General features: G+C 43.5%; 14 protein-coding genes. 4 read left to right on the top strand and 10 right to left on the bottom strand.

Translation table 11 applies throughout. From position 1 onward, the window contains the following. Positions 1 to 20 precede the first annotated feature (20 nt). Positions 21 to 1256, top strand: a complete 1236-nt coding sequence (locus KDW99_RS17275) for a winged helix-turn-helix domain-containing protein (RefSeq protein WP_255826452.1) — start codon at positions 21 to 23, stop codon at positions 1254 to 1256. Here the strand turns inward: KDW99_RS17275 and KDW99_RS17270 are convergent. Beyond that, on the bottom strand, positions 1230 to 1694 hold the full coding sequence (locus tag KDW99_RS17270; protein ID WP_255826450.1) for an Lrp/AsnC family transcriptional regulator: 465 nt from the start codon (positions 1692 to 1694) through the stop codon (positions 1230 to 1232). The two genes, KDW99_RS17275 and KDW99_RS17270, sit on opposite strands and share 27 nt — an antisense overlap. 146 nt (positions 1695 to 1840) lie before the next feature. On the opposite strand from KDW99_RS17270, the gene KDW99_RS17265 reads away from it, so the two are divergent. Continuing rightward, entirely contained in the window at positions 1841 to 2818 is a 978-nt protein-coding gene (locus tag KDW99_RS17265) for a hypothetical protein (RefSeq protein ID WP_255826448.1), read from the top strand. A gap of 20 nt (positions 2819 to 2838) precedes the next feature. Here the strand turns inward: KDW99_RS17265 and KDW99_RS17260 are convergent, their stop codons facing one another. After that, positions 2839 to 3732: a LysR substrate-binding domain-containing protein gene (locus tag KDW99_RS17260; RefSeq protein WP_255826446.1), complete on the bottom strand. Its 894-nt coding sequence runs from the start codon at positions 3730 to 3732 to the stop codon at positions 2839 to 2841. A 115-nt stretch (positions 3733 to 3847) separates the two neighbouring features. On the opposite strand from KDW99_RS17260, the gene KDW99_RS17255 reads away from it, so the two are divergent. Next, on the top strand, positions 3848 to 4507 hold the full coding sequence (locus tag KDW99_RS17255) for an FMN-dependent NADH-azoreductase (RefSeq protein WP_255826444.1): 660 nt from the start codon (positions 3848 to 3850) through the stop codon (positions 4505 to 4507). A 129-nt stretch (positions 4508 to 4636) separates the two neighbouring features. Here the strand turns inward: KDW99_RS17255 and kdgR are convergent, their stop codons facing one another. Both kdgR and kduD read right to left on the bottom strand, forming a co-directional pair. Then, a complete protein-coding gene (kdgR, locus tag KDW99_RS17250) occupies positions 4637 to 5419 on the bottom strand; it encodes a DNA-binding transcriptional regulator KdgR (protein ID WP_114411241.1) in 783 nt (260 codons plus the stop codon). A gap of 88 nt (positions 5420 to 5507) precedes the next feature. Next, positions 5508 to 6257 carry a 2-dehydro-3-deoxy-D-gluconate 5-dehydrogenase KduD gene (gene kduD / locus KDW99_RS17245; protein WP_255826441.1) on the bottom strand — a complete coding sequence of 250 codons (750 nt, stop codon included), beginning with the start codon at positions 6255 to 6257 and terminating at the stop codon, positions 5508 to 5510. Positions 6258 to 6531: 274 nt separating this feature from the next. Between kduD and KDW99_RS17240 the strand changes: the two genes are divergently transcribed. Further along, positions 6532 to 7167: an RpiB/LacA/LacB family sugar-phosphate isomerase gene (locus KDW99_RS17240; protein WP_114411239.1), complete on the top strand. Its 636-nt coding sequence runs from the start codon at positions 6532 to 6534 to the stop codon at positions 7165 to 7167. A gap of 116 nt (positions 7168 to 7283) precedes the next feature. Here the strand turns inward: KDW99_RS17240 and KDW99_RS17235 are convergent, their stop codons facing one another. The 6 genes from KDW99_RS17235 to KDW99_RS17210 form a co-directional block, all read right to left on the bottom strand. Further along, the gene (locus tag KDW99_RS17235) at positions 7284 to 8582 is read right to left on the bottom strand and encodes a TRAP transporter large permease (RefSeq protein WP_255826438.1); all 1299 of its coding nucleotides are present in this window, start codon (positions 8580 to 8582) and stop codon (positions 7284 to 7286) included. A gap of 2 nt (positions 8583 to 8584) precedes the next feature. Next, positions 8585 to 9037 (bottom strand): TRAP transporter small permease, encoded by a 453-nt coding sequence (locus KDW99_RS17230; protein WP_255829311.1) that lies wholly within the window; start codon positions 9035 to 9037, stop codon positions 8585 to 8587. Between the two features lie 65 nt (positions 9038 to 9102). Then, the gene (locus KDW99_RS17225; protein WP_255826436.1) at positions 9103 to 10089 is read right to left on the bottom strand and encodes a TRAP transporter substrate-binding protein; all 987 of its coding nucleotides are present in this window, start codon (positions 10087 to 10089) and stop codon (positions 9103 to 9105) included. Positions 10090 to 10158: 69 nt separating this feature from the next. Further along, positions 10159 to 11277, bottom strand: a complete 1119-nt coding sequence (bglB, locus tag KDW99_RS17220) for a beta-galactosidase BglB (RefSeq protein WP_255826435.1) — start codon at positions 11275 to 11277, stop codon at positions 10159 to 10161. A gap of 216 nt (positions 11278 to 11493) precedes the next feature. Next, on the bottom strand, positions 11494 to 12786 hold the full coding sequence (rhaI, locus tag KDW99_RS17215) for an L-rhamnose catabolism isomerase (RefSeq protein WP_255826433.1): 1293 nt from the start codon (positions 12784 to 12786) through the stop codon (positions 11494 to 11496). Between the two features lie 95 nt (positions 12787 to 12881). Beyond that, positions 12882 to 14972 carry a bifunctional rhamnulose-1-phosphate aldolase/short-chain dehydrogenase gene (locus KDW99_RS17210; protein ID WP_255826431.1) on the bottom strand — a complete coding sequence of 697 codons (2091 nt, stop codon included), beginning with the start codon at positions 14970 to 14972 and terminating at the stop codon, positions 12882 to 12884. Positions 14973 to 15123: the final 151 nt, after the last annotated feature.

Raw genomic sequence — 15123 nt, 5'->3', positions numbered from 1 at the left:
CAATAAGGCTTTCTTCAACCATGATCGAATTCAAGTCTGTGAAAGATCTAGCTCGACTGCGTCGTCTTGCTTTGGCGTCCCAGGGGCTGTTACAGAAGAATCCGTTTGGTAGAGGTTTATCTGGTGCGCGTAAGGCGGTTGAACATATTGGTTATGTGCAGATTGATACCATTTCTGTAGTGGAGCGGGCGCATCATCATGTGTTGCACTCTAGAGTGCCGAAGTTTGAGCCTACGATGACCAATCAACTGTTGCTGGATGGCGATGTGTTTGAATATTGGTCCCATGCGGCAGCTTTTCTTCCGATAGGTGATTTTCGCTTTTCCTTACCTTACAAAAATGCCATTAAAGGCGGTCAAACCCATTGGTACAAAGAGCCAGATGAAAAACTAATGGCCGAGCTATTGGCTCGCATTGCTGCTGATGGGCCACTTCGTTCCCGAAATATCGAAACCAAATCCAGTAATAATGGCGCTGGCTGGTGGGATTGGAAACCCGCAAAAAAAGCACTTGAGCAACTCTATATGCAAGGCGACCTCATGGTCTGTTCTTGTGAAGGCTTTCAGAAAGTTTATGATTTAACCGAGCGAGTTTTACCTTCTCACATTGATACAACAGTGCCAAGCATGGACGAGTTTGCGAACCATCTACTTGAGCAGCAATTACGCTGTCATGGTCTGGTTTCGTTAAAAGGATTGACTTATTTACGTCGTAATACTGGGTTGCGTAAAGCGATGAAGAGCCTAGTTGATGAACGCTTGGCACAAGACTTGTTAGCGCAGGTAACCATCCCTAATGGCGATATTTTTGTAATAGAGGTGAACGCATTAGAGCGCCGTTTGCCTCGTTTGAATAATCGCTTATTAATACTGTCGCCCTTTGATAACAGCGTGATTCAGCGTGATCGACTAAAAAGCCTGTTTCAATACGATTATCAGATTGAATGTTATGTGCCGGAACCCAAACGCCAATATGGTTACTTTTGCCTACCGCTATTATTTCGAGGTGAGTTCATAGGTCGTATGGATTGCAAAGCCCACCGTAAAGAGCGACGGTTAGAAATAAAATCTCTGTATCTGGAGCTGCGAAATGAAACACAGCACTTTGATGACGACTTGGTAATTGGTGCCTTTGTTGAAGCTATCAAAGAGTTCAGTCAATTTCAGCAATGTGACTCCATATCCCTGACAGCTGTTGAGCCTAAGCATTTTGCTCAGCCTCTACGTAACCTATTCCTTCAAATGAACCTCGGTTGAGGATTTCACCGTTCGCAGTGATACCGAGGTTTGGAACTTTCGGATGTTGGCTTCGGTGTGAAGTACTCTATCGACAAAGCTTTCAAAAGCTTGGATATCTGGCACAGTGACGACCATCATAAAATCATAGCCGCCTGTGATTTGGTAGCAGTGCCTCACTTCTGGCGCTTTGCTAACGACGCGTTTAAAAGCATCGTACACATCTTTTCGATCCCGCTCCATTTCTACTGATACTAGAAGAGTCAATTTATTGCCACTTAATTCGGGGTTCACAATAGCAACGTCACCGACGATGATGTTGTCATCTCTCAGGCGTTTTACCCTTTTGTGGCAAGCTGGTGGCGATAGTCCTACTTCTTCGGCCAGTTCAACATTTGCGATGCGATTATTACGCTGCAAGATGACTAGAATTTTTCGGTCTATTTTGTCTAATTCCATAAATTTCTCAAAAAATAGTTATACGACTAGAAATTTCTTAATGGCTTTTATATTAAAAATATTAGGTGTTATCAATTATTAAATTGATCAACATATTTCTTCTTATCGCAATAGACTTCATTCATACATTGTTTGGAGCAAGAGAAGTGAATAAACGTATATCCCGTTGGATTGGACTTTTGTGGGATGGTCTCTGGAACGAGATCATTGATGTCACCTGGACGCTTTATAAGATCATGATTCCGATGATTATCGTGATCAAGGTTATTGAAGAGTTTGGTGGTATAGAACTGCTAAGTAGCTGGTTGAGTCCTGTTATGTCTTTGGTTGGCTTGCCTAGTGAAATGGGGTTGGTGTGGGCAACAACACTGGTTACCAATATGTACGCTGGGCTTGTGGTCTTTATGAGTATGGATGCCGACTTAACCGTCGCTCAAGTCTCTATTTTAGGGACGTTATTGCTGCTCGCACATTCATTGCCAGTAGAGGTGGCGGTGGCTAAAAAAGCTGGAGTAGGTATTGTGGCGACACTAGTGATTCGTCTGGGTGGTGGTTTATTAATGGGTTGGATACTTCACCATATTTATCAAAGCGGAGATCTATTAAACACAACTGCGCACACTGTGTGGAAACATACACCAACCAGTGATCCTAGCTATATGGCCTGGGCGCTTGACCAACTACAAAGCCTTGCGATGATTTTTGTGGTAATCGCCGCGTTAATGACACTGTTACGTTTGCTTAAATTACTGGGCATTGAAAAGCTCATGGGGATGTTACTTAAGCCGATCTTGTCTGTGCTGGGCATCAGCCGAGAGGCAACCAATTTGACGGTTGTTGGTATTACGCTAGGGGTGTCATTTGGTGGCGGTTTGCTCATTAACGAAGCAAAGCGGGGCCATATTTCTCCCAGAGATATTTTCGTCGCCATGATGTTGTTGAATTTATTGCACAGCTTGATTGAAGATACTTTGCTGGTTCTTTTAATAGGTGCAGATTTTATGACGATTTTTTGGGGACGAATTGTTTTTTCAGTGGCCGTGATTAGTGTGTTGGTCTTTGTACTTAACAGAATGGATGAAAGAACATGCCGTAAGTATTTGTATAAGGAAATAGGCTCTTAAAGAAAAACAATATCGTGTTTCTAAGTTAGTGTGTGTTGAAGCCAGTCCTTAAAATTTTTTACGGCTTGGTTGGCTTGCAAGCGCTTGGGTATAACTAAATAGTAATGCAAGCCAGTAATAGTAGCCGACATTTTTTCTGTGCCTTGGATTAACCAAGTATTTTTGACTGAGTTGGCGACAGCAAGTTGGCTTATTAGAGCAATACCTTGACCAGACAAGGCTGCCTGTGCGGTTAGGTTTTCATCATTGAAATAACGAATACTTGGTAGTGCGTTGGGAGTGGTTTTATTTATTGCCTCTTCTACCCCTAACATTGGTAGTTTTGGGTTTTTCCATTGAGTGCAGAAAAACACCGACGCGGCTGGATTTTCACGATGTTTTTCCCAATATTCTGGGGTCGCAAAAAAGCCAAGATATTCTTGAAGCAAGGGTTGGTTAATAAGTGCTTTCCTTTCATCTTCTTTAGGCAGTTCACCGTAGCGAATCGCCATATCTACACGTCTATCATGTTCTATATCTATGAGTGATTCTTCGGCTCTAATTTGAATGTCGATGTCAGGAGACTGTGCTTGAAAGTCAGCAAGATTAGGTACTAACCACATAGCAGCAAACGAACTGGTTGTGCTGATGGTTAAAGTGCGAGGTGAGCCTTTCAGCTGATTCACTGTTGATAGTAACTCTTGTAAAGATTGGTTTGCGGTTGCTGCCAGTAATTCACCTTCTCTCGTTAATGTGACTGCTCGCGTTTTTCGTTCAAATAATCGTATATTTAAGGTGTCTTCAAGTGCTCTGATTTGATGCGAAATCGCAGTCGACGTCACATTCAATTCATTGGCAGCGTCTTTGAAGCTGCTTAATCGAGCGGCAGCTTCGAAGGCTTTTATGGCATTCAATGAGGGTAGAAGCTGGAACATAAAATACTCTATAGATGAGAATATCTACTTTATAAGAAAAATATTGCCCTTTGTCACGACAATAATTACTGAACACACTGTGCCTACTACTTATGAGTTAGAAGAGGCCTAAAATATGAAAAATATCTTACATATCGATTCTAGTGTACGTCGTACTGATAATTCGACGGCAAGCTATAATTCGATTTCGAAGTCATTCGGACGGTGTTTTATAAAAACATGGATGAATAAAAATCATCAAGATAAAGTGGTCTATCGCGATCTAGGTCTTAATCCGCCAAGCTTTATATGCCAAGATTGGATTGCTGCGGCATTCACCCCAGAGCAAAACAGAAGCGAGTCACAGCAGCTAGTATTAGCTGAGTCCGATAGGTATTTTGATGAAGTGGCTCAAGCGGATATCATCCTCATTACTGCCCCTATGTATAACTACGGTATGCCAGCAGTATTGAAGGCATGGTTTGATCAAATGTTGAGAGTGAATAAGACTTTTACCTTTGATTTAGCGCGAGGAGACTTCCCGATTGAGCCTATTTTGTCAGGGAAAACCCTAGTACTACTAACATCATCCGGAGAGTTCGGTTTTGGCTTTGGTGGTGTTCGTGAACATATGAACCACTTAGGCCCTCATATTAAACAATTAGCCAAGTATTTGGGGGTAGATCGGTTTTATGAAATTGGTTCTGAGTACCAGGAATTTGCAGATGATCGTCATGCTGCGTCGCGCGAAAAAGCGAAGCAAGAAATTGTGGACTTGATTAAGCAGATAGGTTGAATCACTGGCAAGTGATTGGCGATGCCTGTGTTGTCTTGGTGAGCAATCAGTTATTAGGCTTTGCTGTAAAAGGAGGGCGGATTAGGCGGATAAAATCCGCCTAATCCTTTTTGTAGCTATTTTCGTTAACTATTTTTTGTAGCCTAGCTTCTCAGAAATACTGCTTGCTGCATCTTGTAGCAAGCTAACATATTGATCAAACTTTTCGCTAGAGTGGCGCAATGTCGGAAAGGATACGCTGAGCCCGGCTATAACATTGCCAAGACGATCATATATTGGTGCAGCAATGCAACGTAGCCCTTCTTCTTGTTCCTCATTATCGACACCATAGCCTTGGCTTTTCACGTCGTTTAGCTCTTCTAACAGCGAATCAACAGAGACATGAGTCTTTGCAGTGGATGGAATAAAGTCTACTTTTTCAAAGATTTGTCTAATATCACTCTCTGAGCGTTCTGCCAAAAGCACCTTACCAATTGCGGTTGAATACAACGGATTGCGCCCACCGATACGTGATTGCATTCGCAGATTGTATTGCGCATCGACTTTGTAGATATAGATAATACTATCGCCATCACGTACGCCTAAATGCAGTGCTTCTTTTGTCTTTTCGCCAATGCTAGCCATGTAAGGCTCGGTCAGGGACACCAGATCAACGTATTCTAATGCTTTTGAACTGACTTCAAATAATTTTAGCGTTAGCCAATAACGGTCATCGTCGCCTTCTTGGGAAACAAATCCCAGCATTTTCATGGTTTGTAGGAAACGATAGACAGTGCTCTTTGAGCTCATGACTATTTGAGATAATTCTGTAATACCAAGCGACTTGTGTTCAGCTAAAGCCGTGATAATGGCGAACATCTTCATCACAGATGAAACAGGTTCAATTTGCAGGGCGTTTTCTTCGTTCTTCATAAGTTTCATTTTTTTTGAAATGGGATTTTGTCTATTTACTATATGACATTTTTTTATTCAACAACACCCCATCCCATATAAATGCACGTTAACGTGCAAGCCAACCGCCATCAACGGCAATGGTATAGCCGTGGACATAACGAGAGGCTTCTGATGCTAAAAAGACGATAGGGCCAGCCATGTCTTCTGGTGTTCCCCAGCGGGCAGCAGGGATTCTGCCTAAAATTTCTTCGGACCTGCTTTCGTTTGCTCTTAATGCTTCAGTATTGTTGGTCGCCATGTAGCCTGGTGCGATGGCATTGACATTGATGCCATGTTTTGCCCATTCATTAGCGAGTGATTTTGTTACGCCCATAACGCCACTTTTCGATGCGGTGTATGAAGGCACTCGAATACCACCTTGGTAAGACAACATAGAAGCGATGTTAATAATATTACCAGGTGTTCCCTGAGCAATAATTTGTTTAGCAAAGCCTTGGCACATGAAGAAGAGTGATTTGATATTGAGATCCATGACCTCATCCCAGTCTTTTTCGGTAAAATCTAATGCGTCGTTACGACGAATGATGCCAGCATTATTGACAAGGATATCGACTTTTCCAAAGGCGGAAACGGCCTCTTTTATAACATGATCAACACTGTCCATCTTGCTCATGTCTGCATTTACGTTGTGAAATTTCCGACCTGCTTTTTGGATCAAATCGATTGTTTCTGCAGGGTCGCTTCTATTAACACCAACGATGTCTGCGCCTGCATTGGCTAGTGCTAGCGCCATGCCTTGCCCCAGACCTGTATTGCATCCAGTGACAATGGCTACTTTACCCGTCAGATCGAACATAGTACTTCCTCTTTATTATATTGATAGCAGCATGCATCGCGGCTGCTTTTCATATTGTAGAACTATACTAGAAGAACAATTTTGAAATAACAATGTTAATTTTATTTTATTGAAACATCATTTCATTTTTATTTTATTGTATTGTGAAAAATATTGAATATTGTTTTTCTATTGGTATAGTTGAGTGGTATGACTTATTAATTCAGGACTGCGACACCGTAGCCTCTACAACAATAATTGCTGAGAATTATTCAGACAAAATTAGGAGAGAATGATGAAAATTGCATTAATGATGGAGAATAGCCAAGCGGGGAAAAACGCAACGATTTTGGAGCAGCTCAATACAGCAGTAGAGCCATTTAATCATGATGTATTCAATGTCGGAATGGATGGCGAGAACGATCATCACTTGACTTATATCCACTTAGGTATCATGGCTAGCCTTTTGTTGAATTCAAACTCAGTGGACTTTGTCGTTTCTGGCTGTGGCACAGGACAGGGCGCTATGATGTCGTTAAATGCTCATCCAGGCGTGGTATGTGGCTATTGCTTGGAGCCATCTGACGCGTTTCTGTTTAATCAAATTAACAATGGTAATGCTATTGCCATGGCATTCGCTAAAGGGTTTGGTTGGGCTGCAGAATTAAACGCTCGCTATATCTTTGAAAAAGCATTCTCAGGTCCTCGTGGGCAGGGTTATCCAGTAGAGAGAAGAGAGCCGCAAGTGAAAAATGCGGGTATCCTTAATCAAGTGAAAGCCGCGACAATGAAAGACAGCTACTTGGATGGGTTAAAAGCGATGGACCAAGAATTGGTTCGCACAGCCGTAGCAGGAAGTCGCTTCCAGCAATGTTTCTTTGATAACAACCAAAACCCAGAGATCGAAGCTTACGTACGTTCACTGATTTAATCTAAGCAGTATTCGCTAGCTTTCAAAAATAAAGGCGCTTCAGCAATGAAGCGCCTTTATTATTTCCCACCTTTTTGTCCCAAATGATTTTTAATCGAGTTGTTTAGTCAATACCCTCATAGACCGAAAAAGGATGGTAAGAATAGCGTGATGACTGGAACGTAAGAGATCAGCGCGAGTAAGCTGAACAGAACAAGATAGAAAGGCGCGAGTGCGACAATGACTTTTTCGACTTTCACCTTGGCAACCGTAGCCCCGACGAATAAGCCAGTACCGACAGGCGGTGTGATCGTGCCGATAGCAAGGTTAAACACCATTACGACACCGAAATGCACAGGGTCGTAGCCTACTTTCATGGCAATCGGTAGCAAGATCGGCGTGAAGATCAAGATTGCTGGTCCAATGTCCATAAAGCAGCCTATCACCAGTAATAAGATATTGATGATCAGCATAACCATGATCGGATCGTTAGAAATCCCGAGGATCAAAGCGGATATCGCTGCAGGAATACCTGTGAATGCCATGGCAAAAGACAAGGTGGCAGATGCCGCTAAAAGCAACATGATGGTGCCAGTAATGTGGGATGTTTCGATTAGGAACTTAGGCAAGGCACGAAGTGGTGTGGTTTTATGGATGAAGAACGCCAAAATCATGGTGTAAATGACCGCAATACCTGAGGCTTCTACTGGCGTCACCACGCCCATAACAATCCCACCAATAATAAAGACGATGAGAAATAAGCTAGGAATTGCATCAAGAGTGATCTTAACAGCTTCTTTAAAAGGCACTCGATCTGATAAAGGGTATTTGCGCTTTTTAGCAATAATAATTGTGACCAACACCAAGCCCAGTGCCCAAATAACGCCCGCTACAGCGCCACCCAAGAACAACGCAGCGACAGAAGTGCCACCAGAAATTAATGAGTAAATGATAAAAGCCGTGGTTGGCGGCACCAGCATGCCCGTTGGGGCCGAGGCGATATTCACTGCCGCAGCAAACGATCTGTCATAGCCTTCTTTGGCTTGAATCGGCACCATAACGCTACCAATTGACGTAGACGCCGCAATGGCCGAGCCTGAAATACAGCCAAATAATACGTTACCCGCGATGTTGGTTTGCGCTAAAGAGCCAGGAATACGCCCAGCCATGAGTTTTGCGAAGTTAACCAAGCGAATGGCAATGCCGCCGGAGTTCATGATGACGCCAGAGAGAATGAAAAAAGGTACGGCTAACAGAGAGAAACTGTCTAAACTCGCCACCATTTTTTGGGCAGAAGTAAAGAGCGCCATATCCACTGGCACCATCATGGTGACTGCTGCCAATGACGAGGCAACCAAGGAGATAGCCAGTGGTAACCCTAAAAGAGACAGGATAGAAAACGTAATAATGAGCACAAGGCTCGCTTCACCCGCCATGTTTATTCTCCCATGCTTAGTGGTTGATCGATATCAGAGCCAGTCTTGCTGTTCATTGGCTCTTTTAATACATCAATCAAATTCAAAATAGCGTACAAAATCAGCAATACTCCGCAGACGGGTAAAGCCGCGTAAAAACTCGACATCGGCATTTGCAGTACAGCGGTGAGTTGTTTCGAAGCGATTTGCATGCTGTGTAAACCGCCCAGAATCAGTACGTAAATGCTGAAAATAATAAAGCTGATAGGGACTAACATCTTAAGGAGTTTTTGAAATCTACCGCGCGAAATATCGCGCAGTAGATCAATGGCCATATGAGAACCGCGGCCAGCAGAATAAGCAGCTCCTAATAGAGACAACCAGACCAATCCTAACCTTAGTAACTCTTCGGTGTAAGTCGAAGGGTCGTTGAAAACATAACGGCTGATTACCTGCCAGCTAAGTATCACGACCATACTAAGGAGTAAGAGAGAGCACGTTGTCCCTAGACAGATGTCCAGGAAACGTCTTATTTTGGGCATTATTTTGACTCCGCTTGCTGGCGGATTGCCTGATAAACCTTATATTTTGCCGGATCGGATTTTAGCTCTTCATACATTGGCTGAACGGCCGCTTGAAACTCACTAACATCTGGGTAATAAAAGGTCACACCAAATTTTTCTTCGCTCATGGTTTTTGCGTCGTTAACGGCTTTTGTCCAGGCTTTCTTTTGAAACTCAGTAGACTCTTTTGCCGCTTCTTTAACCGCTTTACGCTGGTCTGGTGTTAAGCGATCCATGGTTGCTTTAGAGATCAACACGATATCTGGCACACGAGAATGCACGTCATAAGAATAATGTTTCGCGACTTCGGCATGACGAGCAATCGTTAGGGCAAACTCATTGTTCTCCGCGCCATCTAGTACGCCTTGTTGAATTGACGAGTAGACGTCAGCTTGTCCCATAGCGATAGGTGAGCCACCCAGCATTTTTACCATCTTGATAGACGTTGGGCTTTGCATTACGCGAATTTTGAGACCTTTTAGGTCGTCCACATTACGGATGATTTTTTCTGAGGTATAGAAACTACGAGCGCCACTGTCGTAATAGGTTAGCCCCAAAATCCCTTCGCCTTTTGAAGATTCATAAATCGGTGTGGTGATTTTTGGATTATCCATCACATTGTAGAAATGCTCTTGGCTATCAAATAGGTACGGCATGGAAAAGACACCATAAACAGGAGCAAAGCTTTCCATTAAGCCGCCACTGACTTTGGTCATGTCTAGCAGACCAGCTTGTAGTAACTCGACCATTTCACGTTCGCCACCTAATTGGCTGTCAGGAAAAAAGGTAACAGTGACATCGCCTTTTGTTTTCTGATCCACTAATTCGGCAAATTTTTTCATGGCTTCAACGGTTGGTGTCGCGTTACTCGCGTAGCCAAAACGTAAGTTCTCCGCATAAGCGGATGCCGAGGCTAGCCCTAAGCTTATTAGGGTAAGTGCTGTGGTAAATAATTTAGTTTTCATTTTCTTATCCTTCTTATGTTTATTGTTTTTTAAGAAATTGATAGTGGGTTTTGCTTTTTTAAAATATAGCTAGATATAGCGACGTAGACTCTCGCTAAGACATAAAATCGCCATGGCTTGCCCATAAGGCATAGAGGTGATTTTAATGTTTTTGTAATACTCCAAGTCGTCACCCATGGCGGTGCCAAAGGAGGTGTTTTGCAGTTCGCCTTGCGCGTCAATGTTGCCATAGACCGCTTTGATGGCTTTTTCCGCAATAGGTAAATAGTCACTAGAGAGATAGCGTTTGCGTACGGCTTTTAAAATGCCATAGGCGAATCCCGCGGAGGCGGACGCTTCTAGGTAAGTGCTGCTATCGTCTAACAAGGTGTGCCAGAGGCCATCGCTGTGTTGTAGTTCGCTCAAGGCTTTGACTTGGCGTTCTAAAGTAGATAACAAGAAGCGGCGAATCGGATCGTTTTCATCCAAATCCAATAATTCAATAAATTCAGGAATCACAATGGTGACCCAGCTATTACCGCGAGCCCATAAAGCATCGGCAAAGTTGTGGTTACCTTCGAACGTCCAGCCGTGAAACCACAGGCCGCTTTTTGAATCCATTAGGTATTGAATGTGAGTCAAAAATTGGTATTTTGCTTCTTCTACATAGTCGGGTTTATTAAGTAATTTGCCTATTTTGGCGAGCGGCAGGACGCTCATCATTAAGGTGTCGTCCCACATTTGGTTGTGGTTTACGCTGTTATAAACGATGTGCTGAAGACCGCCTTCTTGCACGCGGGGCATTTCGTACATGACCCATTCTGCCCATTCTTCCAAATACGGCTGCCAAGACTCTTTTGGCGTACGTTCATGCAAACAAGCCAGTGTTAAAAAAGGTGCAACCGTGTTGATGTTTTTAGTTGGCGTGCCTTCACTCAGGCGTTGTTCAAACCAATCGTGAATAATTTTTAGCGTGTCTGGGTTGTTGGTGATTTGCCAATACTTGAATAAACCATATAAGCCAATGCCATGAGTCCATTCCCAGCCTGCCCAACCTTTGGTGTCGATCACTCGACCGTCTTCAAGGCGTAGCAGAAAGTCACCGGTAGTGTCTTCAATATTAATGAGATTTTGAGTTAAAAGATCGATTGCTTCGACGACTTGATCGCGTGAAACAACATGCTTCTTTTCTCTTAGTAATTCATGCATTTTTAATCCCTTTGTTATTTTTGGATTGGCTTCATGTCTTGTTTAATATAAATCACAATATTTCTATTTGAAATGAATATCTAAATTTATATTTTTAAATAAATATTTTTAATGAAACATCGTTTCTAAAATTAAAATAGTTAAAAAAATATAGCCTCTACGAAAGACTATATTTTCTGATAGCTACTCTATTTCGTGTGCGCTTTTGTCCGCTAGTTATACAATTCCTGAGCCTGTTTTATTCGGGTCTGCAGGTCGAGATTTGGCAACGGCAGCACGGTAGCCACTCGCTCGGTAACAGCTCACTGGATCGATGGCACCACCTGCTTGTAAACGGGCCATTTGTAAGATTGGCTCAACGTCCAGGTTATAGGCTTGCTTTAAGCTGGCCTGCGCCATCATTGGGTCGTTTGCTTCTTGGTATTGAGTTAAGGCTTTGCGATCTACTAATAAGCTTTTCACGAAAGCGCGCTGCACTTCCGCCGCACTGTACATCAAACTTTCCACAGGGTCGGTTACGTTGTGGGATTGATCCAACATGTAGAATGGGCTGTAGGCAGGATCTTGCGCTCGAATGTCTGTTAGCTCGTTGAAGATCAAGAACAGCTGGTAAGGATTGATAGAGCCGCTGTCTAAATCGTCATCACCGTATTTACTGTCGTTAAAGTGGAATCCACCAAGCTTGCCGAATTGCGCAAGACGGCTAACGATCATTTCAATATTGACGTTCGGTGCGTGGTGTCCCAAATCCACCAATGACATACAGCGCTCGCCCGTTTCTTTTGCTGCAAGGTAGTTACTGCCCCAATCTTGAATTACGGTAGAGTAAAACGCCGGCTCAAAGATTTTGTGTTCCAACAGCATGTTCCAGTCGTCTGGTAGGCTTTTGTAAACCTCTTTAATGCTTTCTAAATAGTGCGTGAAGCTGTTTTTAAAGTGTTGTTGGCCTGGGAAGTTTGAGCCATCACCCACCCACACAGTAAGTGCTTTTGAACCTAGCTTTTGGCCAAGTTCGACGACATCGATATTGTGAGCAATAGCTTGTTCGCGCACGGCTTTATCCGTATGGGTCAAACTACCGAATTTGTACGACTCTTCCTGACCAATTTGATCTTGGAAAGTATTGGAATTCATCGCGTCAAAATGCAGGCCGTATTGTTCGGCATACTGGCGAAGTTCGTTTGGATCTTTTGGGCGATCCCAAGGAATATGTAGAGACACCGCCGGTGTAGCTTGTGATAGCAATTGAATAACAGAACAATCATCCAGCTTTTCGAAAATATTGCGTGGTTCGCCTAAACCAGGGAAGCGAGCGAAACGCGTGCCACCTGTGCCTACTCCCCAAGATGGAACAGCGACGGTAAATTGCTTAGCTTGCTCTAAAATAGTGTCGATTTTGATGCCGGAGCGATCCAGTTTTTCCGCCAGCGCGTTGTAATCACTAGTGACGGCGGCTTCCTGTTTGGCGTTGTGTTCTTGCAGCAAGTTTTGATCAATGAGCTGTTTCATGGTGAATCCTTTTTTATTTTTTAGGGACTTTGCGCTAAGTGTCTAAATGCGCAAAGTCCTCGTTGCTCTTTGGAGACAAGGTTTTTTTCACTGAACTAGCGAGTAAAAGATGGCGCATGCCCCGCATCAACATTCAGAATATTACCTGTCGATTTAGACGACGCGTCAGACGCAAAGAAGTAAATGGCCTCGGCGATGTCTTCAGGGAAAACATTCAGCTTCAGCATACTGCGTTGGCGATAATGCTCTTCTAAATCATCGGTCGATAGTTTGTAAGCGCTGGCCCTTTCTTCTTTCCATTTACCAGTCCAAATTTTTGAGCCACGCAACACCGCATCTGGGTTAACCACGTTTGAACGAATGCCAAGTGGTGCACCTTCTAGTGCAACGCAGCGCGCAAGCTGAATCTCAGAAGCTTTTGCTACGCAATAGGCGCTGGCGTTTGCACTGGCAACCAAACCGTTTTTACTGGCAATAAATACCATGTTGCCGCCCATATCCTGTTGTTTTAACAGACTAAAGGCTTCGCGAGCAACCAAGAAATAACCTGTAGATAAGATGCTTTGGTTTTTATTCCATAGTGCAAGAGACGTTTCTTCTAATGGTGCGGAAGAGGCGATGCCTGCATTGGAGACAACAATGTCCAAACCACCAAAGGCGACAGCGCAATGTTTTACTGCACGGATAACATCGTCTTCGTTGGTCACATCCATCTTGATGCTCGAGGCGGAATCTTTACCAAATTCGCCGATGATGTCTGCTTGTGCCGTCGTCAGAGCGTCTTCGTCTATGTCCATCAATACTATGTTGGCACCTTCTTTGGCTAGACGTTTAGCCGTCGCAAGACCAATACCGCCAGCCGCACCCGTTACCAAAGCGATATGACCTGCTAAGGATTTTGGTTTTGGCATACGTTGCAGTTTGGCTTCTTCCAATAACCAGTATTCAATGTCGAAGGCTTCTTGTTCTGGCAAGCCAACGTATTCGCTCACGCTGTCTGCGCCACGCATTACATTAATCGCATTAACATAGAACTCGCCAGCAATTCGTGCCGTGGCTTTGTCTTTTGCGAACGACAACATGCCAACGCCTGGAATTAGATAAATGACTGGGTTTGGATCGCGCATAGCTGGGCTGTTATCGCGTTTACAACGGTTATAATAGCCCGCGTAATCTTCACGGTAATCAGCAAGGCTTTTATCTAGCGATTCGATGACTTCGTCTAGGTTGTCTTTTTGCGGATCATAAGCCACAACAAATGGACGAATTTTCGTGCGTAAGAAGTGGTCAGGACAAGAGGTGCCAAGTTTAGCAAGACGGTCTAAGTCTTTCGAATTGACGAACTGCAACACTTCTTCGGATGCATTGAAGTGACCAATTTGACGTTGTTTTTCGCTGGTTTTGCCTCGAATGAGTGGCATTAAGCTCGAAACCACTTGTTGGCGTTTTTCATCAGGCAGAGTCTTGAATAGCTCGCCACCAAAGGCGGCTTTGCCAGCACTTTTTTGTTCTAGCCACGTTTGCGCTTTGTTAATAATATTCAGCGAGTTTAGGTAACAATCTTTGTTGCCATTCGACCACGTAAACAGGCCGTGGCTTTCTAGTACGACACCTTTTAGGTGTGGATTTTCAGTGGCGATTTTGTGTAAATCCATGCCCAGCTGAAAACCTGGACGGCGCCAAGGAAGCCAGCCAATCTCACCGTTGAAAATGTCTTCTGTCAGTTGTTTGCTGTTTTTGCTTGCCGCAATAGCAATCACCGCGTCTGGGTGAAGATGGTCAACATGAAGGTAAGGTAAATAAGCATGAAGCGGTGTATCGATACTGGCTGCGCGGGAGTTTAGGTTGTAAGTACAGTGTGGCAGGTAAGCCACCATTTCATCTTCAAACTCTAAGCCGCGGTAAAGCGGTAAAAGCTGATTCAGCTTATCCATATAAAGTGTTGAAAAGCCATCTAACCCCATAGAACCAATGTCGCCGCCAGAACCTTTTACCCACAATACAGTGGTTTTTTCTCCGGTAAGCGTGTCGTTCATTTCGATTTTTGCTGAGGTATTGCCGCCACCGTAGTTGGTCACGCGCATGTCAGAACCAAGCAAGTTTGATCGATATTGCAATAATTCTGGTTCGCTTAGAAGAGCCGCTTCAGCATCGTTCCAAAGATTGGGGAGTAAATTAGTAGACATCGTTTAACCTCAAGTTTTGTCTTATTTAACAGCCTAAAGCTCTGTTTTATGGCCATTTATCAAAGACTTAAATTTTATTTTTGTTATGAACAATCAGCGGGTTAGAATGATTGATAGATTTCATGTTAAAACAAAAATAATCATTTTCAAG

This window comes from Marinomonas rhizomae (assembly GCF_024397855.1).
Classification (GTDB): domain Bacteria; phylum Pseudomonadota; class Gammaproteobacteria; order Pseudomonadales; family Marinomonadaceae; genus Marinomonas; species Marinomonas rhizomae_A.
The sequence above is the reverse complement of the archived record's forward strand: the minus strand, read 5'-3'. Positions and strand labels throughout refer to the sequence as shown.